Source organism: Streptomyces sp. SCPE 10, assembly GCF_051980735.1.
Lineage (GTDB): Bacteria > Actinomycetota > Actinomycetes > Streptomycetales > Streptomycetaceae > Streptomyces > Streptomyces misionensis.
In genome coordinates, this window is record NZ_CP197069.1 from 2,297,917 (window position 1) to 2,324,531 (window position 26,615).

The following is a 26,615-nucleotide window of genomic DNA, read 5'->3' on the forward strand; positions in this document are numbered from 1 at the left end:
GGGGTACGGCGTCCGGGTACGGCTCCGGGGCGCGCCCCCTCCTCACCGGGGGTCAGGCGGCGTCGGCGTGCAGGCTCATCGGCCCGTAGATCTCGGTGTCGTCCTCGAACAGCCGCACCTGGTCCGCGCCGCCCTCCAGCAGCGCCTTCCAGTGCTCCCCCACCCAGGACTCGGCGTCCCCCTGGGTGCCGAACTCCTCGGGCTCGACCGCGGGCTGGACCTCCGTCCCGTCGGCCTTCTCGAACCGCCACGTCCATGCCGTCATGTGGGCCTCCTTGTGCTCCGACGCGTGCTGGAAGAGTAGACGGAAGCGCAATACCCGATCGGACAGGCGAAAATCGTTTCGTGGAAGTGACTCTGCTCGGTACCGGCGCCCCCGCCGGACTGCCCCGCCCCGACTGTCCCTGCGCCGCCTGCGCGACGGCGCTGGGGCCGGACGCGCGGGCGGCCACCGCGCTGCTGGTGGACGGCGCGCTGCTGCTCGACCTGACGCCGGGCGCGGCCTTCGCGGCGGCCCGGGCCGGGCACTCGCTGGCCGGGGTGCGCCAGGTGCTCCTCTCCCATCCGCACGACGGGCCCCCGGTGGAGGTGCCGGCCGGGCTGCCGCAGCCGGGGCGGGTGCCGGACGGGCGGGAGCTGGCGCTGCTGACGGGGCACCGGGTGCGGGCGGTGGCGATGGACGCGGGCGGCACCGGGTACGCGGTGACCGGTCCGGACGGGCAGCGGCTGCTGTACCTGCCACCCGGCGGGGCGCCGGCGGGCCTGGAGACGGGGACGGCGGAGTCGTACCACCTGGTGCTCGCGGACCTGGTGGGCCGCCCGGACGCGCTGGCCCGGCTGCGGGCGGTGGGCTCCGCGGGGCCGACCACGGACGTCGTCGCGGTCCATCTGGACCACGATGTGCCGCCCGGGGCGGAGCTGCGGCGGCGGCTGGCGGCGGCGGGGGCGCGCGCCGTGCCGGACGGTACGACGCTGGTGGTCGGGGCGTACGAGGAGGTGCCGGACGTGCCCAGGCGGACGCTGGTGCTCGGCGGGGCGCGCTCGGGCAAGTCGGTGGAGGCCGAGCGGCGGCTGGAGTCCTTCCCGGGCGTGCTGTACGTGGCGACCGGCGGCACCCGGGGCGGGGACACCGAGTGGGCGGCGCGGGTGGCCGCGCACCGGGAGCGGCGGCCGGGGTCGTGGCGCACGGCGGAGACGACGGACCTGGAGCCGGTGCTCGGCGAGGACGGGCCGCCGGTGCTGATCGACTGTCTGTCGCTGTGGCTGACCGATGTCATGGACCAGGTCGGGGCGTGGGACGACGCGGAGTGGGCGGGCGGGGGCGAGAAGGCGCTGCGGGAGCGGGTGCGCTCGCTCACCGAGGCGGTCCGCCGCACGCGCCGCACCGTGGTCGCGGTGTCGAACGAGGTCGGCTCGGGGATCGTGCCGGCGACGGCGTCGGGCCGCCGCTACCGCGACGAACTGGGCCGGTTGAACGCGGCGTTCGGCGCGGAGTGCGAGCAGGTGCTGCTGGTGGTCGCCGGAGCGGCGATGGTGCTGCGGGGGTAGGGGACGGCCCCGGCAGGCGCGGGTCTCAGGCGGCCGAGGAAGGGCAGCAGCCAGGTGGGGGGCAGGACCGTGCACGCGGGGGTCCCGGCGGCGATCCGGGCCCAGCCGCGGTCCAGGACGACGTGGCCGCCGGGGCGCAGGACGGCGAGGGCGGCCCGCAGTTCGGCGTCCGGGGCCTCGGACGGCGGGCGCAGGATGGTGACGACGTCGTAGCGGGAACGCAGAAGGTGCGCCAGTCCCGGCGTCGTGAGCCGGCCGCGGTACGCCTCCTCGATCCGGTCCGCCGCCAGGGCCCGCTCAAGGGCGTCCGTCGGGTCCAGCCCGTCGAAGCTCGTGTAGGGGAAGTGCTTCCGTGCCGCCTCGGGGAAGCGGCCGTCCCCGGTGTCCACGTCCAGCCAGCTCTCCGGCTCCGGCAGCGAGGACAGGGCGCGGGCGGTGAGCCGGTGCCGGAGCTGTTCCGTACGACGTTCGTGGAAGGTCGGCATGGACGGCGGCTCCCTGTGCGACATTTCGCGGCAAAACGGAACGTATGGGATGGCGATCCAGGACGCAATGACATCGCGTCGATGTGGCGCCGGGACGTTCGCTCCCGGGCGGTACTGTTCGGCGAATGAGCAGGATTGATCTGGACGACTTCACCGATCTGATCGAGCGCCCGGACGCGGGCGTGCGCCGCGACGCCGAGGCCCGGCGGGAGCGCCGGATCGTGCCGCCCGGAGCGCTGGGGCGCCTGGACGAGCTGGGCGAATGGCTCTCCGCCGCGCAGCACGCCGTACCGGTACGGACCGTCGAGCGGCCGCGGTTGGTCCTCTTCGCGGGTGACCACGGCATCGCCGCGCTGGACGTCTCGGCGCGGCCCGCGGGCGACGCGGAGCGGCTGGTGCGGGACGTACTGGAGGGCGCGAGCCCCGCCGCGGTGCTCGCGCGCCGGCTCCAGGTGCCGGTACGGGTCGTGGACATGGCCCTGGACTGCGACCCGGACGCCTTCCCCGAGGAGGTCACCCGGCACCGGGTGCGGCGCGGCAGCGGCCGTATCGACATCGAGGACGCGCTCACCCTGGACGAGGCGGAGGCGGCGGTGCGGGCGGGCATGGCCGTGGCCGACGAGGAGGCGGACTCCGGCACCGACCTGGTGGTGCTCGGCGATGTCAGCGTGGGCGGGACCACCGCGGCCGCGGTGCTGGTCGCGGCGTTGTGCGGGACCGACGCGTCCGTGGTGACCGGGCGGGGCGGGCAGCCGATCGACGACCTGACGTGGATGCGCAAGTGCGCGGCGATCCGGGACGCGCTGCGCCGGGCGCGGCCGGTGCTCGGGGACCAGTTGCAGCTGCTGGCGACCGTGGGCGGGGCGGACCTCGCGGCGATGACGGGGTTCCTGCTCCAGTGCGCGGTGCGGAAGCTGCCGGTGATCCTGGACGGGGTGGTGACCACCGCGTGTGCGCTGGTCGCGCAGCGGGTCGCCTTCCGGGCGCCGGACTGGTGGCTGGCCGCGCACGACAGCGGGGAGCCGGGCCAGGCCAAGGCCCTGGACCGGATGGCGCTGGAGCCGCTGCTGACGCAGGGCGTGAAGACCGGCGAGGGCCTGGGCGCGCTGCTGGCCCTGCCGCTGGTCCAGGCCGCGGCGGCGCTGGCCGCGGAGCTGCCGGAGAAGCCGGAGAAGCCGGAGGACGAGCAGGCGGCCGACGGCGAGAAGGAAGCCGGCGGCCGGAAGGACGCCGACGGCCAGGAGGAGCCGGACGCCGGCGAGCGGCCGGAGGGGTCCGCGGAGTAGGGCGCGCCACCCCCGTCCAACTGGCCGGTTTGACAAGCGGTTCACCGGATAAGTCCGGTTCGCCGGGGCAGCCCCCATAAGATCCTTTGCCATGGGAGATGCCCGGATTGCCGTGTCGCAGCGTGTGGAGGCGGGGGGTTCGGTCGAGGAGGAGCGGCGGGGCGGCGGGGCGTCCCGGCGGGCCGCCGCCTTCGCCGTCTGGTACCTGCGCACCGTCGCCTTCGTCAACTTCCTCACCGCGGTGTGGGTCTCGCTCTACCAGGACGTGCGCCGGCACAACCAGGACGACTTCTTCACGCCGTACCTGCTGACCGCCGGCTTCGCCTCCGGGGTGTTCACCACGTTCCTGGCGATCACGATGCGGCGCCGCAAGCGCGCCGCGTGGATCCTCAACCTGGTGCTCAGCGGTGCCTTCCTCGCGCTGTTCGCGTTCGCCATGGCGTTCCCGGAGATCCACCGGTACGCGCAGAACTGGGTCTCGCTGGTGCTGACGGCCGCGTTCGTCGGGGCGCTGCTCGTGGGTCGGCGGGAGTTCTACGCCAAGGGCGACCGCGCCAACCCCCGGCTCGCGGCCACGGTCGCCGTCTGCGGCGGGGCACTCGCCTCCCTGTTGGCCGGGCTGCTGGTGACGGTCACCAACGAGGCGCCCGACGCGGCCCGTTCGACCTTCCCGGAACGCTGGCACTTCGGCGCCCTGCGGCTGGTCTCGGTCTCCGCCGACGAGCACCACTTCCCCGGCATCGCCCCGCCCAACTGGGCCAATGTCGCGATCAACGTGCTCAGTACGGCCCTGGTGCTCGCCGTCTTCTACGCCGCCTTCCGCTCCCGGCGGGCCGTGGACCCGCTCACCGCGGACGACGAGAAACGGCTGCGGGCGCTGCTGGAGCGGCACGGCGAGCGGGACTCGCTGGGCTACTTCGCGCTGCGCCGGGAGAAGAGCGTGGTGTGGTCGCCGACCGGCAAGGCGGCCGTCGCCTACCGGGTCGTCGGCGGGGTGAGCCTCGCCTCCGGGGACCCGCTGGGCGATCCGGAGGCCTGGCCCGGGGCGATCGTGCCGTGGCTCGCGAAGGCGCGGGCACACGGCTGGATCCCGGCGGTGATGGGGGCGAGCGAGGAGGCGGGCACCGTGTACGCCCGGCACGGCCTGGACGCGCTGGAGCTCGGGGACGAGGCGATCGTGGAGGTCGCCGACTTCACCCTGGAGGGGCGGGCGATGCGCACCGTGCGGCAGGCCTACAACCGGGTGAAGCGCGCGGGGTACGAGGTGCGCGTCCGGCGCCACGAGGACATCCCGGCGCACGAGATGGCGCTGCTCGTCGAGCGCGCGGACGACTGGCGGGACGGCGCGACCGAGCGCGGGTTCAGCATGGCTCTCGGCCGGCTCGGGGACCCCGAGGACGGGCGCTGCGTGATGCTGGAGTGCACGGACGCGCGGGGCCGGCCGCGGGCGCTGCTGTCGTTCGTGCCCTGGGGGCCGAGCGGGCTGTCGCTGGACCTGATGCGCCGCGACCGGGACGCCGAGAACGGGCTGGTGGAGTTCATGGTCATCGAACTGCTGCGGCGCTCCGCGGAGATCGGGGTCACACAGGTCTCGCTGAACTTCGCGATGTTCCGCTCGGTCTTCGAACGGGGGGCACGGCTGGGCGCCGGACCGGTGCTCAGGCTGTGGCGGTCGCTGCTCAGCTTCTTCTCCCGCTGGTGGCAGATCGAGTCGCTGTACCGCGCCAACGCCAAGTACCGGCCCATCTGGGAGCCGCGGTTCCTGCTCTTCGAGAAGAGCGCGGACCTGCCGCGCATCGGCCTCGCCTCGGCCCGCGCGGAGGGTTTCCTGGAGGCGCCGGGGCTGCCCAAGTGGCTGCACCGCAGGCAGCTGGGCGGCCGTCGATGACCGTACCGGGGTAGGGAAGAGCGCATGGGATCGTTCGCCCGCTGGGCCCGCGCCGAGTGGGGACCGCTGTACGGCACCGTACGCGGGCCCCTGCCGGGGCCGCGCCCGCGGGCGATGCCGGTGACCGCCGCGGCGGTGTCGCTGACGGCGCTGCTGCAGTTCGTGCAGAACCGGCCGTGGGGGTTCCGGCTGGTGCAGGACCTCGGCGCGGTGCGGGCCGAGGACCCGCTGTGGCTGGGGCTGCTGCGCACCCCGCTGTCGCTGTTCGTGCCCGCCCTCGACCTGCCGGTGTGGGGCGCGCTGGCGCAGATCCTGCTGGTGTTCGGGATCGCCGAGCTGTGCCTGGGCTGGTGGCGGACGCTGGTCATCGCCTACCTCGCCACGCTCGCCGGGACCCTGTACGCGCGCATCGGCATCGCGCTGGGCGCGCACGCCCCGTTCGGGCTGCCGTGGACGGACGCGCAGGTGGTGGACACCGGCCCGTCGGCCGCCGTGGTGGGCCTCGCGGTGTTCGTGGCCTGGCGGCACGGCGCCTATCACACGGCGGGCGCGGTGACCGTGGCGATGGTCGCCGAGGTGCTGCTGAAGGAGAACCTGGCCGGCAAGGAGCACCTGGCCGCCCTGATGGCCGTGGGCTCGCTGTGCCTGGCGGTGGCGGCCCGCCGCGCCCGCCCCGGCCTCCTCCGGCGGCGGCGCCCGCCCGGCCGGCCCCGCGCCCACGCCGGCCCGCCACCGGTCGGGTCCTGAAGGGGGCGGGGCACGACGGCGGGCCGCCAAGGGACACCGCCCCTCAGCGGCGCCCCTCGGGCAGCCGGGGCGGCTTCGGGTCGGGGCGGCCGCCGATCCAGTCCTCCAGGGCGCGGCCGGGACGGGACCACCGGCGGTCGTGGCGGTAGGCGCGCAGGATGGCGCGGGCACGCGCGCGGGGCCGGTGGCCGTAGAACCGGCGGGCCCACGGGGAGCCCGGGCGGGCCAGGCGGACCGCGCCGAACAGCGCGACCAGCGGGACGATCGCGCCGAACACCGCGAGCCGGGCCTTGCCCTTGCTCAGGGCGACCAGCGCGAGCACGAAGTTGGCGCAGATGTTGGCGATGACGGTGCCCCGGTCGGCGACTTCCTGCGCGGTGAGGTCGTTGACGCCGAACGGCGCGAACCCGGCCAGCAGCAGGGCCACGAGGGCCGCGGTGAGCACCACCGCCTCCACGCTCTTGCGGCCCTCCTCGGTCCAGTACACGTCGTCCAGGTGCAGGATCAGCGCGAACTCGTCCAGGACCAGCCCCGCGCCGACTCCGAACACCACGGCGGCGAGCGCCTCGCCCACGCCGTGCCGGTCGCCGGCGAACGCGCCGAAGCCGCCGATGATGACGAGCACGACCCCGGGGACGGCGTGGTGGATGTGCAGGCCGCCCGCGCTGACGTTGCGGAACGGGCCCCTGCCCGCCCGGATCAGGCGGGTGATCACCCGGGTGACGGCGAAGGTCAGGACGAAGGCGGCGAGGGCGAGCAGCAGCGGAAGCTTGCCCGGTTCGATGATGTTCCGCACCCACCAGTGCCCCATGTGCGCACTTTATCCCCGGTGCCCTCGCCCCGGGCGGCCCACGGCGGCCGGGTAACCTGCGCCGATGCGCACGTCCTCCGCGTTCGACGGTCTCCGTTTCGCCTTCGGCACCCTCACCGTGCTCCCCGTGCGGGTGCACCGCTGGGACCGCGGGGCGGCCCGCGGGGGCATGCTCGCCGCCGCCGCCGTCGGACTGGTCGTCGGCGCCCTCGCGGCGGCCCTCGGACTGGTCCTGCTGTTCCTCGGCGCGGGCCCGCTGCTCGCCGCCGTCGGCTCGGTCGCCGTCCCCGCCGCGCTGACCCGGGGACTGCACCTGGACGGGCTCGCCGACACCGCCGACGGGCTGGGCAGCGGCAAGCCCGCCGCGGACGCGCTGCGCATCATGAAGCAGTCGGACATCGGCCCGTTCGGGGTGCTCACCCTGGTCCTGGTGCTGCTCGCCCAAGTCGCCGTGCTCGCGCAGCTGTTCGGCTACTCGTGGGCGCGGGGCGCGGCGGCCGCGGTGACCTCCGCGGTGGCCGCCCGGCTCGCGCTCACCCTGGCCGCCCGCACCGGGGTGCCGGCCGCCCGGCCGGAGGGACTCGGCGCGGCGGTCGCCGGGGTGGTGCCGGTGCCGGGCGCGCTGGCGCTCACGGCGCTGTGCACGGCCGCCGCGTCCGGCTGGGGCGCCGCCCTCGGCCCGCACGGCGGATGGCGCGCCGCAGCCGCCGTGCTGCTCGCCCTCGCCGCCGCCGAACTGCTGCTGCGCCGCTGCGTCCGCCGCTTCGGCGGGCTCACCGGCGACGTGTTCGGCGCCCTCGCGGAGACGGCCGCGACGACGGCGCTGGTGGTGCTGGCCCTCGCGCCCTGACCGCTCGGCGACGCCATCGGCGGGACATCCGAAACACCCTCAGGCGTGAGCAATCGGGCGCACACGCGTAACCTCGTGCCGGGTGTTCGCCGACAGGGTGAAGACCCCGGATGCCATGTGTCCCCAGGCCTGGACCTAGGGTCGGCTCTCGGGCCCGGTCGACCCACACCATTTCGGCCACAGCAACTTCACATCGGAAGCGAGAACTCACCACCGTGACTGCTCTGACTCTCAGCACCGCCGCGGCGCCCGGCCTGCGGGCCGACGCGATCGTGATCGGTGTCGCCAAGGGCGCCAAGGGACCCGTCGTCGCGCCGGGCGCCGAAGCCGTGGACCAGGCCTACGACGGCAAGCTGGCCGGCGTCCTGGAGACCCTGGGCGCCTCGGGTGCCGAGGGCGAGCTGACGAAGCTGCCCGCCCCCGCGGGCTTCAAGGCCCCGCTCCTGGTGGCGGTGGGCCTGGGCGCGGAGCCGGACGCCGAGGACGACGAGCCCGGCTTCGCCGCGGAGACCCTGCGCAAGGCCGCCGGTACGGCCGCCCGCGCGCTCGCCGGCCGCAAGAAGGCCGCGTTCGCGCTGCCCGTCGACGGCCCCGGCGCCATCGAGGCGATCGGCGAGGGCGTGCTCCTCGGCGCGTACTCCTTCGACGCGTACAAGGAGAACGGCGCGGCCAGGAGTGCCCGCGCCAGGAACGGCAAGGCCCCGCTGGCCGAGGCCACGCTGCTCGGCGGCAAGCCGCGCGACGCCGCCCACAAGGGTGCCGTCGCCCGCGCCGTCGCGGTCTCCGAGGAGCTGAACCGCGCCCGCGACCTGGTCAACACCCCGCCGAACGACCTCAACCCGCAGGCCTTCGCCCAGATCGTGCAGGCCGCGGCCAAGGAGCACGGCCTGAAGGTGCAGGTGCTCGACGAGAAGGCGCTGACCAAGGGCGGCTACGGCGGCATCCTCGGCGTCGGCGGCGGCTCCGCGTCGGCTCCGCGCCTGGTCAAGGTGGCGTACACGCATCCGAACGCGGAGCGGCACCTCGCCTTCGTCGGCAAGGGCATCACCTACGACTCGGGCGGCATCTCCCTGAAGCCGGCCGGTCACAACGAGACGATGAAGTGCGACATGGCCGGCGCCGCCGCCGTGTTCGCCGCCGTCGTCGCCGCGGCCCGGCTCGGCCTGGAGACCAACGTCACCGGCTGGCTGGCGCTGGCCGAGAACATGCCGTCCGGCTCGGCGGTGCGCCCCGGTGACGTGCTGCGCATGTACAGCGGCAAGACGGTGGAGGTGCTCAACACCGACGCCGAGGGCCGGCTGGTGCTCGCGGACGCGCTGTGGGCGGCCTCCCTGGAGGAGCCGGACGCGATCGTGGACGTCGCCACGCTGACCGGCGCGATGATGGTGGCGCTGGGCACCCGGACGCTGGGCGTCATGGCCAACGACGACGCGTTCCGCACCACGGTGTACGAGGCCGCCGAGGAGGTCGGCGAGCCGGCCTGGCCGATGCCGATGCCGGAGCACCTGGCCAAGGGCCTGGAGTCCCAGGTCGCCGACATGACCAACGTCGGCGAGCGGTGGGGCGGCGGTCTGCTCGCCGGTCTCTTCCTGCGCGAGTTCGTGGGCGAGGACATCGCCTGGGCGCATCTCGACATCGCCGGCCCGGCGTTCAACGAGGGCGGCCCCTTCGGGTACACGCCGAAGGGCGGCACGGGCACGGCGGTGCGCACGCTGGTCCGCCTCGCGGAGCTGACGGCCGAGGGTGACCTGGGCTGACGCCCGCCCACCGGCTCGGTCGCACGGTGCGCGGCCCCGGCGAGGGGGCGCGGGAGACCGCTCGCGCGGTCGCCCGCGCCCCTTTTCCGTCCGCTTCCCGCGCGCGTACCGTCCGCGCGTTCCCGTCCGTTTCCCGGGAACGTGGGACGTCTCACACACCGGCCCGGCGACTCGTACACCTCCAACAAGTGCAAAGATGGAGCCCGGCAGGACAGGGCCCCCACCGAAGGGCCGAAGCATCAAGCGGCCGGACACCAGCCGCCCGCCGGTCATCGGAGATCGGCGCAAGGCGCACATGCATGGAGGACGTGACGTGGCGAACGACGCCAGCACCGTTTTCGACCTAGTGATCCTCGGCGGTGGTAGCGGTGGTTACGCCGCGGCCCTGCGCGGGGCGCAGCTGGGCCTGGACGTCGCCCTGATCGAGAAGGACAAGGTCGGCGGTACCTGCCTGCACCGGGGTTGCATCCCCACCAAGGCCCTGCTGCACGCGGGCGAGATCGCCGACCAGGCCCGCGAGAGCGAGCAGTTCGGCGTCAAGGCCACCCTCGAGGGCATCGACGTCCCGGCCGTCCACAAGTACAAGGACGGCGTGGTCGCCGGCCTCTACAAGGGTCTGCAGGGTCTGATCGCGTCCCGCAAGGTGACGTACGTCGAGGGCGAGGGCCGGCTGTCCTCCCCGACCTCCGTCGATGTGAACGGCCAGCGCATCCAGGGCCGCCACGTCCTGCTGGCGACCGGCTCCGTGCCGAAGTCGCTGCCGGGCCTGGAGATCGACGGCGACCGGATCATCTCCTCCGACCACGCCCTCGTCCTGGACCGCGTGCCGAAGTCCGCGATCATCCTGGGCGGCGGTGTCATCGGCGTCGAGTTCGCCTCCGTGTGGAAGTCCTTCGGTGCCGACGTCACCGTCATCGAGGGCCTGAAGCACCTCGTCCCGGTCGAGGACGAGAACAGCTCGAAGCTTCTTGAGCGCGCGTTCCGCAAGCGCGGCATCAAGTTCAACCTCGGCACCTTCTTCCAGAAGGCCGAGTACACGCAGGACGGCGTCAAGGTCACGCTGGCCGACGGCAAGGAGTTCGAGGCCGAGGTCCTCCTCGTCGCCGTCGGCCGCGGCCCGGTCTCCCAGGGCCTCGGCTACGAGGAGCAGGGTGTCGCCATGGACCGGGGCTACGTCCTGGTCGACGAGTACATGCGGACCAACGTCCCGACCATCTCCGCCGTCGGTGACCTCGTCCCGACCCTCCAGCTCGCGCACGTCGGCTTCGCCGAGGGCATCCTGGTGGCGGAGCGCCTGGCCGGTCTGAAGGTCGTTCCGATCGACTACGACGGTGTCCCGCGGGTGACGTACTGCCACCCGGAGGTCGCCTCCGTCGGCATCACCGAGGCCAAGGCCAAGGAGATCTACGGCGCGGACAAGGTCGTCGCTCTGAAGTACAACCTGGCGGGCAACGGCAAGAGCAAGATCCTCAACACCTCGGGCGAGATCAAGCTCGTCCAGGTGAAGGACGGTGCCGTGGTCGGCGTCCACATGGTCGGCGACCGCATGGGCGAGCAGGTCGGCGAGGCCCAGCTGATCTACAACTGGGAAGCGCTGCCGGCCGAGGTCGCCCAGCTCATCCACGCCCACCCGACGCAGAACGAGGCGCTCGGCGAGGCCCACCTGGCCCTGGCCGGAAAGCCGCTGCACTCCCACGACTGACCTTTGGTCAACGGGCGCGACGACACAGACTTCCGCAATTCGTAAGGAGCAACCGAAACCATGGCGGTTTCCGTAACCCTTCCGGCGCTCGGTGAGAGCGTCACCGAGGGCACTGTCACCCGCTGGCTGAAGGCCGAGGGCGAGCGCGTCGAGGCCGACGAGCCGCTGCTCGAGGTCTCGACCGACAAGGTCGACACCGAGATCCCCTCCCCTGCCTCCGGCGTGCTGGCCTCCATCAAGGTCGCCGAGGACGAGACGGTCGAGGTCGGCGCCGAGCTGGCCGTGATCGACGACGGCACCGGTGCCCCCGCCGCCGCCCCGGCCCCGGCCGCCGCCGAGGCCCCGGCCGCCGAGGCTCCGGCCCCGGCCGCCGCTCCGGTGGCCGAGGCCCCGGCCCCCGCCCCGGCCCCCGAGGCCCCGGCCGCCCCCGCCGCTCCGGCCGGTGGCGCCGAGGGCACGGACGTGGTCCTGCCCGCGCTCGGCGAGTCCGTCACCGAGGGCACCGTCACCCGCTGGCTGAAGTCGGTGGGCGACTCCGTCGAGGCCGACGAGCCGCTGCTCGAGGTCTCCACGGACAAGGTCGACACCGAGATCCCGGCGCCCACCTCCGGCGTGCTGCTGGAGATCGTGGTCGGCGAGGACGAGACCGCCGAGGTCGGCGCCAAGCTCGCCGTCATCGGCGCCCCGGGTGCCGCCCCGGCCGCCGCTCCGGCTCCGGCCGCCCCGGCCCCGGCCCCGGCCGCCGAGGCTCCGGCCCCGGCTCCGGCTCCCGCCGCCCCGGCGGCCCCGGCCGCTCCCGCCCCGGCCGCTCCCGCCCCGGCTCCGGCCGCCCCCGCGGCTCCGGCCCCGGCCCCCGCCGCCCCGGCGCAGCCCGCCGCTCCGGCCCAGGCCCCGGCTCCCGCCCCGGCCCCGGTCACCCCGGCGACCGCGCCGACCTCCCCGACCGCCACCCAGGCGACGGACGAGGGCGCGTACGTGACCCCGCTGGTGCGCAAGCTCGCCGCCGAGAACGGCGTCGACCTGGCCACCGTCAAGGGCACCGGCGTCGGCGGCCGCATCCGCAAGCAGGACGTCATCGCCGCCGCCGAGGCCGCGAAGGCCCCCGCCGCCGCTCCGGCTCCGGCCGCCGCGGCCGCCCCGGCCGCCAAGAAGGCCCCGGCGCTGGAGGTCTCCCCGCTGCGTGGCCAGACCGTCAAGATGACCCGCATCCGCAAGGTCATCGGCGACAACATGGTCAAGGCGCTGCACGAGCAGGCCCAGCTGTCGTCGGTCGTCGAGGTCGACGTCACCCGTCTGATGAAGCTGCGCGCCCAGGCGAAGGACTCGTTCGCGGCCCGCGAGGGCGTCAAGCTCTCCCCGATGCCGTTCTTCGTGAAGGCCGCCGCCCAGGCGCTGAAGGCCCACCCGGTCATCAACGCCCGGATCAACGAGGCCGAGGGCACGATCACCTACTTCGACACCGAGAACGTCGGTATCGCGGTGGACTCCGAGAAGGGCCTGATGACCCCGGTCATCAAGCACGCCGGCGACCTCAACATCGCGGGCATCGCCAAGGCCACGGCGGAGCTGGCGGGCAAGGTCCGCGCCAACAAGATCACCCCGGACGAGCTGTCCGGCGCGACCTTCACCATCTCCAACACCGGTTCGCGCGGCGCGCTGTTCGACACGATCATCGTGCCCCCGAACCAGGTCGCGATCCTCGGCATCGGTGCCACGGTCAAGCGTCCGGCGGTCATCGAGACCGAGGAGGGCACGGTCATCGGCGTCCGCGACATGACGTACCTGACCCTCTCCTACGACCACCGCCTGGTCGACGGCGCCGACGCGGCCCGTTACCTGACGGCCGTCAAGTCGATCCTGGAGGCCGGCGAGTTCGAGGTCGAGCTCGGCCTGTAATCCCCGGTCACCCCGCACACGCCGGTGCCCCCGTCCGGAACTTCCGGACGGGGGCACCGGCGTTTTCCACGGCTGGGAGCGTATGCGCCGTTTGCGCCCCCGCACCCCGTGTAAGCCTTGTCTCACCTGCGCAAAAGCATCCCCACGCGCCCTACCCGCGGAGCGAAGCCGCCGTATTGTCTAAATGTCTGTCCCCGGGAGGAGCCCTCATGACCGCGCCCGTAGTCCACTCGCTGCGCGAACAGATCCGCGAGCACATCGTGGAGGGAATCGTCAGCGGGCGCTGGCAGCCGGGCGAGCGGATCGTGGAACGGCGCATCGCCACCGAGCTGGAGGTCAGCCAGACCCCGGTGCGGGAGGCGCTGCGCGAGCTGGAGTCGCTGCGGCTGATCGAGTCCGCGCCCAACAAGGGTGTGCGGGTGCGCAATCTGACCGCGGCCGACCTGGAGGAGAGTTACCCGGTCAGGGCCGGTCTGGAGGCGATCGCGGCGGAGCTGGCGGCGGACCGTCTCGCCCAGGACTGCTCGGCCCTGGAGCCCCATGTGCTGGCCCTGTACGAGGCCGACAGCGCGGCCGACGGCACCGCCCAGGTCCGGCACACCGTGGCCTTCCACCGCGAACTGGTCCGCGCCGCCGACAACTCGGTGCTGCTGCACACCTGGGAGGGGCTCGGCATCGAGGTCTTCACGGCGCTGTCGATCCGCTGGCTGGGCACGGTGCAGCAGTCGTACGCCGAGGAGCACGACGAACTGGTGCAGGCCTTCAAGCGCCGGGATGCGCGGATCGCGGAGCTGGTGAAGGCGCACGTCCTGGGCTGCGCCCCGCGCGCCTGAGGCTCCCCGGCGCACCCGGAGGCAGCCGGGACGGCTACTCCGGCGTACCTGGGCACGTCCCCGCTCACCTGCGAATTCCCTGATCAAACCCGGCACCGGGTGCCCCCTTCCAAGGCACCGGGTGCCGACTTTCTTGAAATCGAGAGATTTTCCCTCTCCACCCTTTGATCGATCATCGATCAGGGAGTTACAGTCACGGACGGACTTCCACCCGAAGTCCTCTGCCCTGTCCTGCCAAAGACCTAGGGCACCCCCGAACCCTTGCCTGTGAGGGAACCCCCTTCGACTGAGGAAGGCGGCGACATGACCGACCCCAACGCCATCCAGCCGAGCGAGCTGGACCAGCTCCCGGACCGCGACCCCGAGGAGACCGCCGAGTGGCAGGCCTCCCTGGACGCCGTGGCCAGGGAGGCGGGCCCGCATCGCGCCGCGTACCTGATGCGCCGCACGCTGGAGCGCGCCGAGGCGGGCGGCATCGCGCTGCCGAAGCTGCTGGAGACGGACTACGTCAACACCATCCCCACCTCCGCCGAGCCGGCCGTGCCCGGTGACCCGGAGCTGGAGGCCCGCATCACCGCCTGGAACCGCTGGAACGCGGCCGCCATGGTGACCCGGGGCAGCAAGCACGGCGTCGGCGGCCACATCGCCACCTTCGCCTCCGCCGCCTGGCTCTACGAGACCGGCTTCAACCACTTCTTCAAGGGCAAGGAGGGCGACGGCTCCGGCGACCAGCTGTACATCCAGGGCCACGCCTCCCCCGGCATCTACGCCCGCGCCTTCCTGGACGGCCGCCTGTCCGAGGCGCAGCTGGACAACTTCCGCCAGGAGGCCGGCGGCAACGGCCTGCCGTCCTACCCGCACCCGCGCCGGCTGCCCTGGCTGTGGGAGTTCCCCACGGTCTCCATGGGTCTCGGCCCGCTGTCCGCGATCTACCAGGCGCGCTTCAACCGCTACCTCACCAACCGCGGCATCAAGGACGTCTCGTCCTCGCACGTATGGGCGTTCCTCGGCGACGGCGAGATGGACGAGCCGGAGTCGACGGCGGCCCTCGCGCTCGCCGCCCGTGAGGAGCTGGACAACCTCACCTTCGTCATCAACTGCAACCTGCAGCGCCTGGACGGCCCGGTCCGCGCCAACTTCAAGATCGTGCAGGAGCTGGAGGCCCAGTTCCGCGGCGCCGGCTGGAACGTCGTCAAGACGCTGTGGGGCACCGCCTGGGACGAGCTGTTCGCCCTGGACACCACGGGCGCGCTGGTCCGCCGGCTGCGCCAGGTGCCGGACGCCCAGGTGCAGACGTACCAGACCCGCGACGCCGCCTACATCCGCCAGGACTTCTTCGGCGCCGACCCGGCGCTGGTCGAGATGGCGAAGCTGCTCTCGGACGACAAGATCCTGGAGTGCTTCCACCTCTCGCGCGGCGGTCACGAGGCCCGCAAGGTCTACGCGGCGTACAAGGCGGCCGTCGAGCACAAGGGCGCGCCGACCGTGATCCTCGCCCAGACGGTCAAGGGCCACACCCTGGGCGAGGGCTTCGCGTCGAAGAACGCCAACCACCAGATGAAGAAGCTGTCGGTGGACGAGTTCAAGGCGATGCGCGACCTGCTCGAACTGCCGATCAAGGACAGCGACTTCGTCGACGGCGTGGTGCCCTACGGTCACCCGGGCGCCGACTCCCCCGAGGTGCGCTACCTCCAGGAGCGCCGCGCGGCCCTGGGCGGTCCCGCCCCGGCCCGTCGCACGCACCCGCTGGCCCCGCTGCCGGCCCCCGCCGAGAAGGCGTTCGCGTCCTTCGACAAGGGCTCCGGCTCGCAGAACGTGGCCACCACCATGGCCTTCGTCCGCCTGGTCAAGGACCTGGTGCGCGACAAGGAGACGGGCAAGCGCTGGGTGCCGATCGTCCCCGACGAGGCACGCACCTTCGGTATGGAGTCGCTCTTCCCGTCGCTCGGGATCTACTCCCCCAAGGGCCAGACGTACGAGCCGGTCGACCGCGACCAGCTGATGTTCTACAAGGAGGCCAAGAACGGCCAGATCCTCAACGAGGGGATCACCGAGGCCGGGTCGATGGCCGACTTCATCGCCGCGTCCACCGCGTACGCGACGCACGGCGAGGCGATGATCCCGTTCTACATCTTCTACTCGATGTTCGGCTGGCAGCGCACCGCCGACCAGATGTGGCAGCTCGGCGACCAGCTCGGCCGCGGCTTCCTGGTGGGTGCGACGGCGGGCCGTACCACGCTGACGGGCGAGGGCCTCCAGCACGCCGACGGCCACTCGCCGGTGATCGCCGCGACCAACCCGGCGGCGCTGACGTACGACCCCGCGTTCGCCTACGAGATCGCGGTGATCGTGCGCGAGGGTCTGCGCCGGATGTACGGCGAGGCGCAGCCGGGCGAGGACCAGAACGTCTTCTACTACCTGACCGTCTACAACGAGCCGCTGCCGCAGCCGGCGAAGCCGGGCGTCGCGGGCATCGACGAGGGCATCGTCAAGGGCCTGTACCGCTTCAACACGGCGGAGTCGGCGGGCGTCACCGTCCCGGCCAACGCCCCGCGCATCCAGCTGCTGGGTTCCGGCACGGCGATCCACTGGACGCTCCAGGCGCAGAAGCTCCTCGCCGAGGAGTGGGGCGTCGCGGCCGACGTCTGGTCGGCGACCTCCTGGTCCGAGCTGCGCCGTGACGCGATGGAGGCGGACGCCGCCCTGCTGCGCGGCGAGGAGCGCGTGCCGTTCGTACGCCAGGCGCTCCAGGGTGCCGAGGGCCCGGTCCTCGCGGTCTCCGACTACATGCGCCAGGTCCCGGACCAGATCGCGCAGTGGGTGGAGCAGGACTGGTCCTCGCTGGGCGCGGACGGCTTCGGCCTCTCCGACACCCGGCCGGCGGCCCGCCGCCACTTCGGCGTGGACGCGGAGTCCATCGTCGTCGCCGCCCTCGCCCAGCTCGCCCGGCGCGGCGAGGTCAAGGCGACGGCGGTGAAGGAGGCCCGGGAGAAGTACGGCCTGTAGTCACCGGTCGGCACAAGCGGGGGAAGGGGTACGGCGAATCGCCGTGCCCCTTCCTTGTCGGTGCCGCCCGGCATGATGTCCCCATGCGTGCGGCGCGGCTCATCAAGATGGTTCTGCTTCTCCAGGCGCGGGCGTCCATGACCGCCGGCGAACTCGCGCGGGAGCTGGAGGTGTCGGAGCGCACGGTGACGCGGGACGCGGTGGCGCTGTCCGAGGCGGGGGTGCCGGTGTACGCGGACCGGGGCCGGGCCGGCGGGTACCGCCTGGTCGGCGGGTACCGGACGCGGCTGACCGGGCTCGGGCGCAGCGAGGCCGAGGCGCTGTTCCTCAGCGGGGTGCCGGGCGCGCTGCGGGACATGGGGCTCGCGGACGCGGCGTCGGCGGCCCGGCTGAAGGTGTCGGCTGCGCTGGTGCCCGCCCTGCGGGACGCCCCGCGCACGGCGGCCCAGCGCTTCCACCTGGACGCGCCCGGCTGGTTCCGCGAGCCCGAGACCCCCGCGCTGCTGCCGGCGGTCGCCGAGGCGGTGTGGGACGACCTGTGCGTCACGGCCCGCTACCGGCGCGGCGACGGCGAGGTGGAGCGGCTGCTGGAGCCGTACGGGCTGGTGCTGAAGGCGGGCGCCTGGTACCTGTGCGCCCGGGTGCCGGACGCGGACGCCTTCCGTACGTACCGCGTCGACCGCTTCACCGCCGTCGTGCCGGCCGACACCCGTTTCCGGCGCGACGAGGACTTCGACCTGCCCGGCTACTGGGCGGCCCAGGCGGAGCGGTTCGCACGGTCGATCCTGCGCGCCCAGGCGGTGGTGCGGCTGTCCCCGGAGGGTGTGCGCAGGCTGCCGTACGCCGTCGAGGCGCTGTCGGCGCGGGAGGGGCTGGCGGATGCCGGGGAGCCCGACGAGGCGGGGTGGGTGACGGTGACGCTGCCCGTGGAGTCGGAGGAGATCGCGCACGCCCAGCTGACCGCGCTCGGGCCGGAGGTGGAGGTGCTGGCGCCGCGGAGCCTGCGGGAGCGGTTCGCGCGGGACGCGGCCCGGCTCGCGGAGTTGTACGGGGGCGCGGGGGCGTGAGCGGCCTTACCTCCGCGTGCGTCCGGGGGGCCGAGGCCCGATGCTGGAGCGGTGATGGACGAGACGGAGTTCTGGGCGCTGGTCGACACCACCCGTGAGGCCGCCGAGGGCGATCCCGAGGACCAGGCCGAACTCCTGGTGGACCGGCTGGTCCAGCTGGACCCGGAGCAGGTCCTGGACTTCGCCCGTCACTTCGAGGCCCGCTACAACCGCGCCTACCGCTGGGACCTGTGGGGCGCCGCCTGGGTGCTGCTGGACGGGGCGAGCGACGACGCGTTCGACTTCTTCCGGTGCTGGCTGATCGGCCAGGGCCGGGAGGTGTTCGAGGGCGCCCTCCAGGACCCGGACGCGCTGGCGGAGCTGCTGGACGACTTCGACGAGGAGGTCGACGGCGACGGCGAGGAGCTGGGCTACGCGGCCGACGAGGCGTACGAGCAACTCACCGGCACCGTGGCGGCGGACCTGGGTCTGCCGCCCGCGCCCGCGGAACCGGCCGGCGCCCCGGTCGACTTCGAGGACGAGTCGGCCCTCGCGGCGCGCTACCCGCGGCTGTGGGACCGGTTCAGGGGCTGAGGCCCGGTCCGGCCCTGGAGGCGCGCGGCCGTCTGTCTGATCTCGGGCAGGCGGGCGGTGAGGGCGGCGCCGGGGCAGCTGGTCATGAAGCCGTCGTTGTGTCCGGACACGGCGGGCAGGACGGCGGTGGTGCCGGCGCGGAAGCGGCTCAGGCCGTTGCTGGAGACCAGGCGCACCCGGGCGCGCGGATCGACGTCGGACAGGCCCAGCTTCCAGGCGGCCAGGGCGGCGATGGCGTCGGTCAGGGCGCGCGGCACCGGCACGCCCGCGGTGAAGGTGCCGATGGCGGCGATCCCGGCGGTGCGGTGGTTGAAGCCCTGCGCGTGGGCGCCGACGACGGGCCGGTCGGTGCCCCCGGCGCGGCCCTCGTAGACGGTGCCGCAGCGGTCGACGAGGAAGTTGTAGCCGATGTCGTCCCACCGCCGCTGGCCGGTCTGCCCGGCGTACAGGCGGCGGATGATCTCGGGGGTGTCGGCGCACCGGTAGTCGTTGGGCGAGTCGGTGTGGTGCACGAAGACCGCGATCACCTTGTCGTCGTAGCGCGGCGGCGGCTGGGAGTGCCCGGCGGTGGCGCCGGCCCAGACGGAGCGGGGCACGATGAGCGGCCGGCCGGCGCGGTGGACGGCGGCCGTGCGCCCGAGGTCGAGGGCGGCGGGCCGGTCGGGCGGGATCCGGGTGGGCCGGGATCCGCCCCACGCGTACAGGGCGACCACGAGGAGGGCCATCAGGCCGGGCAGGGAGCCCACCAGCACCAGCGGCGGTCCGGGGAGCCGGGGCCGCCGCGCGGCGGGCACCGACCGGGTTCCCCGGGCCTTCCGGGGCCGGGGGGCCCTCCGGTCTCCCCGGTCTCCCGGGCACCTGACCCGGGCTGTTCGGGCTCTTCGGACGAGGGGCATGGCCCCCACTCTCGGGCCGCCCACCCGCGCCCGCGATGTGCGCTGTGCCACCTGGCGGAACCATCGTCCCGGTCCGGGACGTTTCCGGTGGTACCGGCACGCGTGGCCGGTTCGCCTCCGGCGGCCGATCATGTACCTGTGACCGTTCGACGGGCCCGACGGCGCGTGCCGGTGCCCGAGAGAAAGGCGGCTCCGTGGACCTGCTCGACCTGCTGCTGGTGCTGGTGATCCTGCTGTACGCCGCGTCGGGGTACCGGCGCGGCCTGGTGGCCGGCTGTGTGTCGCTGGCCGGGTTCGTCGGCGGCGCGGTCGTCGGCGTGTGGGCGCTGCCCTGGGTGACGGGCCACGTGGCCCGGGGCTCGGCGGCGGCGACGGTGCTCGCCGTGCTGACCGTGCTGGTGCCCGCCGCGGTGGGGCACGAACTGGCGGGCCGGCTCGCGCTGCGGCTGCGCGGCGGCCTGGACCGGGGCCCGCTGCGGGTGGTGGACGGGATCGGGGGCGCGGCGGCCAACGCGGTCGCCGTGCTGCTCGTGGCCTGGGTGGCGGCGAGCGTGCTCAGCGCGGCCCCCTCGCCCGCGCTGACCACGGCGATCCGGGACTCCTCGCTGCTGGGCGCGGTGCAGCGGACGATGCCGGACACCACCCCCGCCTGGTTCTCGCGGGCCACCTCGGCGCTGACGGACGCGGGTTTCCCGCAGGTCTTCAACCCGTTCGAGAACGAGTCGACGGCCCGGGTGCCGCGCCCCACCGGCGACAGTGTGACGGCCGCCGCGGCGACCGCCGCCAAGCTGAGCACGGTGAAGATCGAGGGCGTCTCGGGCAGCGAGGGCCGGGAGGGCAGCGGCTTCGTCTTCGCTTCGGAGCGGGTGATGACCAACGCGCACGTGGTGGCGGGCATCGCGCACCCGAGCGTGCGGGTGGGCGGGGTCGGGATGGCGTACCCGGCCCGGGTGGTGCTCTTCGACCCCGACCGGGACGTGGCGGTGCTGTACGTACCGGGGCTGCGCGCGCCGGTGCTGCGCTTCGACACCGGTGCCTCGCGCGGGGACTCGGCCGTGGTGGCGGGCTATCCGCAGGACGGCGGCCTGAACCTGCAGGCGGCGACGGTGGGGAACCTGGTGCGGGCGACCGGGCAGAACATCTACAGCGACGGCGCGGTCACCCGGGAGATCTACTCGATCCGTTCCACGGTCCGGCCGGGCAACTCCGGCGGCCCGCTGCTGACCACGGACGGGCGGGTGTTCGGGGTGGTCTTCGCCCGCTCCACCTCGGACGCCGAGACGGGGTACGTGCTGACGGCGGCCGAGGTGGCGCAGGACGCCCGGCGGGCGGCCACGGCGACCGAACCGGTGGACACGGGCGCGCTGGTGGGCTGACGCGGCGCCCGTGGCGTCACAGGGAGCGGCCCATGCAGACGTCGTCGACGTAGGCGCCGTCGAGCAGGAACTCGCCGGGCAGGACGCCCTCCACGGCGAAGCCCTCGGACTCGTAGAGCTTCCGGGCCGGGGTGTTGTGGCCGAGCACGCGCAGGGTGAGGCGGCGCGCCCCGCGCGCACGGGCCTCGGCGACGGCGGCCCGGATCAGCGCGCGGCCCACTCCCCGGCCGCGGGCCTGCTCGGCGACCGCGAAGCCCTGGATGCTGAGCACGTGGGTGTGGGAGGCGAGCGGGATCGTCTGGGTGAGGCGGACGTAGCCGGCCACGCGCCCGTCCACCTCGGCGACGAGGAACTCCTCGGCGGGGTGGCGCTCGCCGAAGAACGGCGGGTACGGCGGCTCAAAGCGGGGCGTGACCGCGTGCAGGGTGGACCAGAGGGACCCGTCGAGGAGGGCGAGGTGCTCGTCGTCGGCGGGCACGGCGGGGCGTATGTGCGGCTCGGGCATGGTGATCACCTTAAGGCGGCGGTTCCCGGCGGCCCACCGGGTTTCCGCACCGGCGGCGGGGGGCACTCTGCGAGGGCTCTGCCGTGGCGCGCGGGGGATGCTCTGCGGCCCGCGGAACGGATGTGACTGAATGCGACCTCTATGCGACCGTGCCCTGCCGATGCGCGACTCCTTACGACCGATCACGGCACTGATACTCGACGCGAACTCGGGTATCCCTGGGGCCGGTCGGGGCGTGACGCCTCCACCGGCCGCGCAACCACAGCAGGAGGGGCCTCGTGCTTGAGCCCGCGAACCAGGTGGACGTCGTCATCGTGGGAGCCGGAATCGCCGGTCTCTCGGCGGCACACCGGCTCACCAGCGCAGGAGTAACGACCGCAGTCCTGGAGGCCGCCCCTTACGCGGGCGGCCGTATGTCGACGGAGAAGGTCGACGGCTTCCGGCTCGACCGCATCGGACAGCTGCTGTCCACGTCGTATCCCGCACTCCGGCTGACGCCGGGGCTGGACTCCCTGGTCCTGCGGCGCTTCGCGCCGGGCGTCCTGCTGCACCGCGACGGGCGCGTGCACCGGGCGGGCGCGCCGGCGGGCGGAGGGAGCGCAAGGGGCGCACTCCATGCGGTGCGCGCCCTGGCGAGCGCCCCGAGGGGTGCCGCGGCGCCGCCCGGCCGGGGCGGGGCGCCGGTGGGCGGGGCGATGGACCAGGCGCGGCTGGGCGCGGCGCTGAGCCGGATCGCCGCGACACCGGTCGAACGGCTCCTCGCCCGTCCGGAACTGCCCGCCGCCCAGGCGCTCGCGGCCCGGGGCGTGCCGGCCCGCACCGTCGAGGGCTTTCTGCGGCCGCTGCTCGCCGCGCTGCTGTGCGACCCCGGGCTGACCACCTCCAGCAGGTGCGCCGACCTCGCGCTGCGCGCCTTCGCGAGCGGGCGGCTGTGTGTGCCCGAGGGCGGCGCGGAGGTGCTGCCGGAGCTGCTCGCGCGGGCCCTGCCGCCGGGGACCGTGCACACCGGGGTGCGGGTCACCTCGGTCTCCACGACCTCGGTGGCCACCGCCGAGCACGGGGAGATCCGCTGCCGGGCGGTGCTGCTGGCGACCGACGCGCGCGCCGCGGCGGAACTGCTGCCGGGGCTCAGGGTGCCGGAGTTCCACCCGGTGACGGTGGTCCACCACACCACGGACGAGCCCGCGGCGGCCTTCGCCACCGGGTCGTCGCTGCTGCTGGACGCGGACCGGGGCGGGCCGGTGGCGCACACCTCGGTGCTCAGCAACGTGGACCCGAGCCGGGCGCCGGCCGGGCGGGTGCTGATCTCCTCGACGGTGCTCGGCACCCCGCCGGAGGGCGTGGACACGGCGGTGCGCATCCACCTCTCGCGGCTCTACGGCACCTCCACGCGCCGTTGGGAGACGCTGGCCGTGCACCACACTCCGGAGGCGATACCGGTGATGCGCCCGCCGCACGACCTGCGCCGCCCGGTACGGCTCCTGGCCGGCCTCTACGTCTGCGGCGACCACCGCGACACCAGCACCGTCCAGGGCGCCCTGCACTCCTCCCACCGGGCGGTGCGGGCCCTGCTGAGCGATCTGGGCGCCGCCGGCTCCATCCACCGGGCCGACCCGGCGCCCACGCTGCCCGAGGCGGCCTGAGCCGGCGGCGCAACGGCATCAGCCCAGCACCGCCGCCTTCTCCCGGTAGGACCTGACCGGAGCGGCGTCCTTGTGGGGCTCCAGGCGGCGTTCGAAGTCGCGGATGTACTCGATGGCCCGGGCGCTGCGCATGTCGGCCGCCTGGGCCGCGGCCTCGGCCGCCAGCGCGCAGGCCTGGTCGAGTTCGCCGAGGCCGAGCCGGGCCGTGGCGAGCACGACCCGGCAGAACAGCCGGCTGCGGGCGTACGCCGGGGACCGCAACTGGAGGGAGCGCTCGGCGTGCTGGGCGGCCGCCCGGTACTGCTGGAGGTCGCGGTGGCAGTGTCCGAGCTCGTCCGCGAGCTGCGCCTCGTCGAAGAACCGCGCCCAGTACGGCACTTCGTCCCCGGGCCGGGCCGCCTCCAGGGCGCGCTCGGCCCGCACCAGCGCCGCGGTGCACGCCCGCACCTCCCCGAGCACCGCGTGCGCCCGGGCCTCGGCGGCGTGCAGCAGGGACTGCACCGCCGGCGGCCCGCCGGTGCCGATCCCCTGCTGGGCGACCCGCGCCAGCTGCACCGCCTCCCTGCCGTGCCCGAGGTAGACGGCCTGCCGGCTCATGGTGACCAGCACGAAGGAGCCGTAGGGCCGGTCCCCCGCGGCCTGGGCCAGCCGCAGGGCCTGCACGAAGTAGCGCTGGGCCAGCCCGTGCGCGGCGATGTCGTACGACGTCCAGCCCGCGAGCCGGGTCAGATCGGCGGCGGCCGCGAACAGCCGCCGCCCGGTCTGCTCGTCGTAGCTGCCGCGCAGCATCGGCTCGCACTCGTGCTCCAGGTACCGCACCAGCGCCTGCCGGGCGTGCCCGCCGCCGAACCGGTCGTCCAGGGCGCGGAACAGCTCGCCCACCGAGCGCAGCGCCGCGATGTCGCCGCCGCCGACCCGGTGGCCGGGGACGCGCTCCAGCGGTCCGCGCGCCCGGGTGCGGGCCACTGGCGCCGCCGGGCCCCGCACCGGTGTCCTGACCCCGGCCGGCCGCCCCTGCGCGGGCACCCGGGGCGCCGGCTCCCGGGCCACCCGGTCGTCGGGCCGGCCGATCAGCCAGTCCCGGCTGGGCACGACGAGCCCCGCCGGGGTGAACGCGATCTTGCGCAGCTCGGCGTGGCTGCCGGAGTCCTTGCGCCACAGCCCGCTGACGATGTCCACGGCCTCCTCCGGGCTGGCCGCGAACTCCAGCCCGGCGTACACCGGCGCACACGCGTCCAGACCGAGATCCTGCGCCGTGAGCCGACGGCCGAGCCGGCGGGTGAAGACCTCGGCGATCAGGGCCGGGGTGGTGCCCCTGGGCTGCTGACCGCGCAGCCAGCGGGTGACGGAGGTCTTGTCGTATCTCAGGTCCAGCCCGTGTTCGAGGCCGAGCTGGTCGACGCGCCGGGCCAGACCCGCGTTGGAGAACCCCGCCTCTGCGATGAGCGCGGCGAGCTGACGGTTGGGGGTGCGCTGCGCGGGTCGGTCCGTCATCTGTGGTGCGGTCTCCTGCCTCCGGGCCAGTGAAGTGCCGGGTTTGCCTGTGAGCAGCCCATTTGGCCGTACGAACGGCGTGAATGTAGCGGAGAGTGAACACCGGCCCGGATGCTTCGGCGTTCATTCATCCGTTCGTGTGAGGGCCGCCCGCAGAGCTGACGTGCCACGGACGGACGTACAGTGGCGTGGGCGCGTGACATGCCTGACACCGAGGGAGGCGCTTGCCGTGAGTGAGTTGCGGTTCGTCCGCATGGGGTTCGGCGCGGATGCCGTCGACTACCAGGAGGCCTGGGACGAGCAGCGCCGCGTGCACGCGGCCCGGTTCGCCGGTGAGATCCCGGACACCGTGCTGCTCCTGGAGCACCCGCCGGTGTACACGGCCGGGCGGCGCACCGAGGACAGCGAGCGCCCGCTGGACGGCACCCCGGTCATCGACGTGGACCGCGGCGGCAAGATCACCTGGCACGGTCCGGGCCAGCTGGTGGGCTACCCCATCCAGCAGCTCCCGCGCCCGGTGGACGTGGTCGCGCACGTACGGCGCCTCGAAGAGGCCCTGATCCGCACCTGCGCCGAGTTCGGCCTGGAGACCACCCGGGTCGAGGGCCGCAGCGGCGTCTGGGTGCTCGGCGACCCCGTCGAGCAGCGGCCCTCGCTCGGCGGCCTCTCCCTCGACTTCGACCCGCGGCTGACCGACGAGGAGTTCGACCCCCGGCTGAACGGCCCCGAGTACGCCCCGTCCAACGCGGGCCAGCGCCGCGAGGACCGCAAGATCGCCCAGATCGGCATCCGCGTCGCCAAGGGCGTCACCATGCACGGCTTCTCGTTCAACGTGAATCCCGACATGAAGTGGTTCGACCGCATCATCCCGTGCGGCATCCGCGACGCGGGCGTGGCCTCCCTCGCCGGGGAGCTGGGCCGCGAGGTCACCGTGGAGGAGGTCGTGCCGGTGGTGGAGAAGCACCTGCGGGAGGTCCTGGAGAACGCGGACCTGCGGCCGAGGCCGATCGAGAAGGCGTCGGCCTGACCGACCCCGCCGAGGGAATGTGCCCTGCGGTCATGAGGTTGCCTCATCGCCAGGGCGTGAAGAACACGGGCGTACCCTGGGGAACGCCGAAGAATCAAAGCTGAGGGAGCCGGTCGTGTCCGCAGTCGCACCCGACGGACGCAAATTGCTGCGCCTGGAGGTCCGCAACAGCCAGACCCCCATCGAGCGCAAGCCCGAGTGGATCAAGACCCGGGCGAAAATGGGCCCCGAGTACACCAAGATGCAGAACCTCGTGAAGAGCGAGGGCCTGCACACGGTCTGCCAGGAAGCCGGCTGCCCCAACATCTACGAGTGCTGGGAGGACCGCGAGGCGACCTTCCTCATCGGCGGCGACCAGTGCACCCGGCGCTGCGACTTCTGCCAGATCGACACCGGCAAGCCCGAGGCGCTGGACCGCGACGAGCCCCGCCGCGTCGGCGAGTCCGTGGTCACCATGGACCTCAACTACGCCACCATCACCGGTGTCGCCCGCGACGACCTGGCGGACGGCGGCGCCTGGCTGTACGCCGAGACGGTGCGCCAGATCCACCTGCAGACGGCCGGCCGCGAGGGCGGCCGCACCAAGGTCGAGCTGCTGGCCCCGGACTTCAACGCGGTCCCGGAGCAGCTGGCCGAGGTCTTCGAGTCCCGCCCCGAGGTCTTCGCGCACAACGTGGAGACCGTGCCCCGGATCTTCAAGCGGATCCGCCCCGGCTTCCGCTACGAGCGCTCCCTGAAGGTGATCACCGAGGCCCGCGACTTCGGCCTGGTCACCAAGTCCAACCTGATCCTCGGCATGGGCGAGACCCGCGAGGAGATCAGCGAGGCGCTGCGGCAGCTGCACGAGGCCGGCTGCGAGCTGATCACCATCACCCAGTACCTGCGCCCCTCCGTGCGCCACCACCCGGTGGAGCGCTGGGTCAAGCCGCAGGAGTTCGTGGAGCTGAAGGAGGAGGCCGAGCAGATCGGCTTCTCCGGTGTGATGTCCGGCCCGCTGGTGCGCTCCTCGTACCGCGCCGGCCGCCTGTACCGGATGGCGATCGAGAAGCGGGGCAGCTACGTCGCCGGCCAGGCGGTGTGAGCGGCGCCCGGTTCCGGGCGTGTGAATTCGCGCACAAGTAATTACCGGCCAGTAGTGGCCGACTCGACGCGGTCCTGTCCGTCCTCGCTGATGAGGGCACCCGTCAGGGCCGCGTCGGCGTTCGCGGCCGCCCCATCGAGGCTT

22 protein-coding genes are annotated in these 26,615 nt (G+C 73.9%); 16 read left to right on the forward strand and 6 right to left on the reverse strand.

The genetic code is table 11. The features are described 5' to 3' along the window. Positions 1-52 precede the first annotated feature (52 nt). On the reverse strand, positions 53-265 hold the full coding sequence (locus ACSP97_RS10810; RefSeq protein WP_355143973.1) for a hypothetical protein: 213 nt from the start codon (positions 263-265) through the stop codon (positions 53-55). A gap of 80 nt (positions 266-345) precedes the next feature. Between ACSP97_RS10810 and ACSP97_RS10815 the strand changes: the two genes are divergently transcribed. Beyond that, entirely contained in the window at positions 346-1,548 is a 1,203-nt protein-coding gene (locus ACSP97_RS10815) for a bifunctional adenosylcobinamide kinase/adenosylcobinamide-phosphate guanylyltransferase (protein ID WP_440557267.1), read from the forward strand. Here the strand turns inward: ACSP97_RS10815 and ACSP97_RS10820 are convergent. Then, a complete protein-coding gene (locus ACSP97_RS10820) occupies positions 1,449-2,033 on the reverse strand; it encodes a class I SAM-dependent methyltransferase (RefSeq protein ID WP_355143977.1) in 585 nt (194 codons plus the stop codon). The two genes, ACSP97_RS10815 and ACSP97_RS10820, sit on opposite strands and share 100 nt — an antisense overlap. 125 nt (positions 2,034-2,158) lie before the next feature. On the opposite strand from ACSP97_RS10820, the gene cobT reads away from it, so the two are divergent. The 3 genes from cobT (at position 2,159) to ACSP97_RS10835 (ending at position 5,954) form a co-directional block, all read left to right on the forward strand. Beyond that, positions 2,159-3,319, forward strand: coding sequence for a nicotinate-nucleotide--dimethylbenzimidazole phosphoribosyltransferase (gene cobT, locus ACSP97_RS10825; RefSeq protein ID WP_440557269.1), 1,161 nt, complete (start codon positions 2,159-2,161; stop codon positions 3,317-3,319). Positions 3,320-3,410: 91 nt separating this feature from the next. Next, on the forward strand, positions 3,411-5,207 hold the full coding sequence (locus tag ACSP97_RS10830; protein ID WP_364728340.1) for a phosphatidylglycerol lysyltransferase domain-containing protein: 1,797 nt from the start codon (positions 3,411-3,413) through the stop codon (positions 5,205-5,207). A 24-nt stretch (positions 5,208-5,231) separates the two neighbouring features. Then, a complete protein-coding gene (locus tag ACSP97_RS10835) occupies positions 5,232-5,954 on the forward strand; it encodes a hypothetical protein (RefSeq protein ID WP_355143983.1) in 723 nt (240 codons plus the stop codon). A gap of 43 nt (positions 5,955-5,997) precedes the next feature. On the opposite strand, the gene ACSP97_RS10840 is transcribed toward ACSP97_RS10835, so the two are convergent. Further along, positions 5,998-6,765: a hypothetical protein gene (locus ACSP97_RS10840; protein ID WP_382013083.1), complete on the reverse strand. Its 768-nt coding sequence runs from the start codon at positions 6,763-6,765 to the stop codon at positions 5,998-6,000. A 64-nt stretch (positions 6,766-6,829) separates the two neighbouring features. On the opposite strand from ACSP97_RS10840, the gene ACSP97_RS10845 reads away from it, so the two are divergent. The 8 genes from ACSP97_RS10845 (at position 6,830) to ACSP97_RS10880 (ending at position 18,449) form a co-directional block, all read left to right on the forward strand. Continuing rightward, on the forward strand, positions 6,830-7,615 hold the full coding sequence (locus ACSP97_RS10845; RefSeq protein ID WP_440557272.1) for an adenosylcobinamide-GDP ribazoletransferase: 786 nt from the start codon (positions 6,830-6,832) through the stop codon (positions 7,613-7,615). Between the two features lie 215 nt (positions 7,616-7,830). Then, entirely contained in the window at positions 7,831-9,372 is a 1,542-nt protein-coding gene (locus tag ACSP97_RS10850; RefSeq protein ID WP_391869944.1) for a leucyl aminopeptidase, read from the forward strand. 313 nt (positions 9,373-9,685) lie between these two features. After that, the gene (gene lpdA / locus ACSP97_RS10855) at positions 9,686-11,074 is read left to right on the forward strand and encodes a dihydrolipoyl dehydrogenase (protein ID WP_440557274.1); all 1,389 of its coding nucleotides are present in this window, start codon (positions 9,686-9,688) and stop codon (positions 11,072-11,074) included. 60 nt (positions 11,075-11,134) lie between these two features. Next, positions 11,135-12,970 (forward strand): 2-oxoglutarate dehydrogenase, E2 component, dihydrolipoamide succinyltransferase, encoded by a 1,836-nt coding sequence (gene sucB / locus ACSP97_RS10860; RefSeq protein ID WP_440557276.1) that lies wholly within the window; start codon positions 11,135-11,137, stop codon positions 12,968-12,970. 209 nt (positions 12,971-13,179) lie between these two features. Further along, the gene (locus ACSP97_RS10865) at positions 13,180-13,803 is read left to right on the forward strand and encodes a GntR family transcriptional regulator (protein ID WP_440557278.1); all 624 of its coding nucleotides are present in this window, start codon (positions 13,180-13,182) and stop codon (positions 13,801-13,803) included. A 303-nt stretch (positions 13,804-14,106) separates the two neighbouring features. Continuing rightward, entirely contained in the window at positions 14,107-16,809 is a 2,703-nt protein-coding gene (aceE, locus tag ACSP97_RS10870) for a pyruvate dehydrogenase (acetyl-transferring), homodimeric type (RefSeq protein ID WP_355143997.1), read from the forward strand. Between the two features lie 83 nt (positions 16,810-16,892). Further along, positions 16,893-17,876, forward strand: coding sequence for a helix-turn-helix transcriptional regulator (locus tag ACSP97_RS10875; protein ID WP_355143999.1), 984 nt, complete (start codon positions 16,893-16,895; stop codon positions 17,874-17,876). 54 nt (positions 17,877-17,930) lie between these two features. After that, positions 17,931-18,449 carry a DUF4240 domain-containing protein gene (locus ACSP97_RS10880; RefSeq protein ID WP_355144001.1) on the forward strand — a complete coding sequence of 173 codons (519 nt, stop codon included), beginning with the start codon at positions 17,931-17,933 and terminating at the stop codon, positions 18,447-18,449. Here ACSP97_RS10880 and ACSP97_RS10885 read toward each other — a convergent pair. Beyond that, positions 18,416-19,174, reverse strand: coding sequence for a peptidoglycan recognition protein family protein (locus ACSP97_RS10885; RefSeq protein ID WP_440558399.1), 759 nt, complete (start codon positions 19,172-19,174; stop codon positions 18,416-18,418). The two genes, ACSP97_RS10880 and ACSP97_RS10885, sit on opposite strands and share 34 nt — an antisense overlap. A 365-nt stretch (positions 19,175-19,539) precedes the next feature. Between ACSP97_RS10885 and ACSP97_RS10890 the strand changes: the two genes are divergently transcribed. Beyond that, the gene (locus tag ACSP97_RS10890) at positions 19,540-20,721 is read left to right on the forward strand and encodes a MarP family serine protease (RefSeq protein ID WP_440557281.1); all 1,182 of its coding nucleotides are present in this window, start codon (positions 19,540-19,542) and stop codon (positions 20,719-20,721) included. Positions 20,722-20,737: 16 nt separating this feature from the next. Here the strand turns inward: ACSP97_RS10890 and ACSP97_RS10895 are convergent, their stop codons facing one another. Continuing rightward, positions 20,738-21,226: an N-acetyltransferase family protein gene (locus tag ACSP97_RS10895; protein ID WP_440557282.1), complete on the reverse strand. Its 489-nt coding sequence runs from the start codon at positions 21,224-21,226 to the stop codon at positions 20,738-20,740. Positions 21,227-21,504: 278 nt separating this feature from the next. On the opposite strand from ACSP97_RS10895, the gene ACSP97_RS10900 reads away from it, so the two are divergent. Beyond that, a complete protein-coding gene (locus tag ACSP97_RS10900) occupies positions 21,505-22,869 on the forward strand; it encodes an NAD(P)/FAD-dependent oxidoreductase (protein ID WP_355144008.1) in 1,365 nt (454 codons plus the stop codon). 18 nt (positions 22,870-22,887) lie between these two features. Here the strand turns inward: ACSP97_RS10900 and ACSP97_RS10905 are convergent, their stop codons facing one another. Further along, a complete protein-coding gene (locus ACSP97_RS10905; protein ID WP_355144010.1) occupies positions 22,888-24,363 on the reverse strand; it encodes a regulator in 1,476 nt (491 codons plus the stop codon). A 229-nt stretch (positions 24,364-24,592) separates the two neighbouring features. On the opposite strand from ACSP97_RS10905, the gene lipB reads away from it, so the two are divergent. Further along, positions 24,593-25,390: a lipoyl(octanoyl) transferase LipB gene (gene lipB, locus ACSP97_RS10910; RefSeq protein ID WP_180331403.1), complete on the forward strand. Its 798-nt coding sequence runs from the start codon at positions 24,593-24,595 to the stop codon at positions 25,388-25,390. A 115-nt stretch (positions 25,391-25,505) separates the two neighbouring features. Further along, positions 25,506-26,471 (forward strand): lipoyl synthase, encoded by a 966-nt coding sequence (lipA, locus tag ACSP97_RS10915; RefSeq protein WP_355144013.1) that lies wholly within the window; start codon positions 25,506-25,508, stop codon positions 26,469-26,471. The last annotated feature ends 144 nt before the right edge of the window (positions 26,472-26,615 follow it).

Bases quoted from the DNA above. Each gene is read 5' to 3' on its own strand.
- sucB (WP_440557276.1), top strand. From the start codon at position 11,135: ATGGCGGTTTCCGTAACCCTTCCGGCGCTCGGTGAGAGCGTCACCGAG.
- ACSP97_RS10835 (WP_355143983.1), top strand. From the start codon at position 5,232: ATGGGATCGTTCGCCCGCTGGGCCCGCGCCGAGTGGGGACCGCTGTAC.
- aceE (WP_355143997.1), top strand. From the start codon at position 14,107: ATGACCGACCCCAACGCCATCCAGCCGAGCGAGCTGGACCAGCTCCCG.
- ACSP97_RS10865 (WP_440557278.1), top strand. From the start codon at position 13,180: ATGACCGCGCCCGTAGTCCACTCGCTGCGCGAACAGATCCGCGAGCAC.
- ACSP97_RS10875 (WP_355143999.1), top strand. From the start codon at position 16,893: ATGCGTGCGGCGCGGCTCATCAAGATGGTTCTGCTTCTCCAGGCGCGG.
- ACSP97_RS10840 (WP_382013083.1), bottom strand. From the start codon at position 6,765: ATGGGGCACTGGTGGGTGCGGAACATCATCGAACCGGGCAAGCTTCCG.
- cobT (WP_440557269.1), top strand. From the start codon at position 2,159: ATGAGCAGGATTGATCTGGACGACTTCACCGATCTGATCGAGCGCCCG.
- ACSP97_RS10845 (WP_440557272.1), top strand. From the start codon at position 6,830: ATGCGCACGTCCTCCGCGTTCGACGGTCTCCGTTTCGCCTTCGGCACC.
- ACSP97_RS10880 (WP_355144001.1), top strand. From the start codon at position 17,931: ATGGACGAGACGGAGTTCTGGGCGCTGGTCGACACCACCCGTGAGGCC.
- ACSP97_RS10895 (WP_440557282.1), bottom strand. From the start codon at position 21,226: ATGCCCGAGCCGCACATACGCCCCGCCGTGCCCGCCGACGACGAGCAC.
- ACSP97_RS10885 (WP_440558399.1), bottom strand. From the start codon at position 19,174: ATGGCCCTCCTCGTGGTCGCCCTGTACGCGTGGGGCGGATCCCGGCCC.
- ACSP97_RS10905 (WP_355144010.1), bottom strand. From the start codon at position 24,363: ATGACGGACCGACCCGCGCAGCGCACCCCCAACCGTCAGCTCGCCGCG.
- ACSP97_RS10810 (WP_355143973.1), bottom strand. From the start codon at position 265: ATGACGGCATGGACGTGGCGGTTCGAGAAGGCCGACGGGACGGAGGTC.
- ACSP97_RS10830 (WP_364728340.1), top strand. From the start codon at position 3,411: ATGGGAGATGCCCGGATTGCCGTGTCGCAGCGTGTGGAGGCGGGGGGT.
- ACSP97_RS10820 (WP_355143977.1), bottom strand. From the start codon at position 2,033: ATGCCGACCTTCCACGAACGTCGTACGGAACAGCTCCGGCACCGGCTC.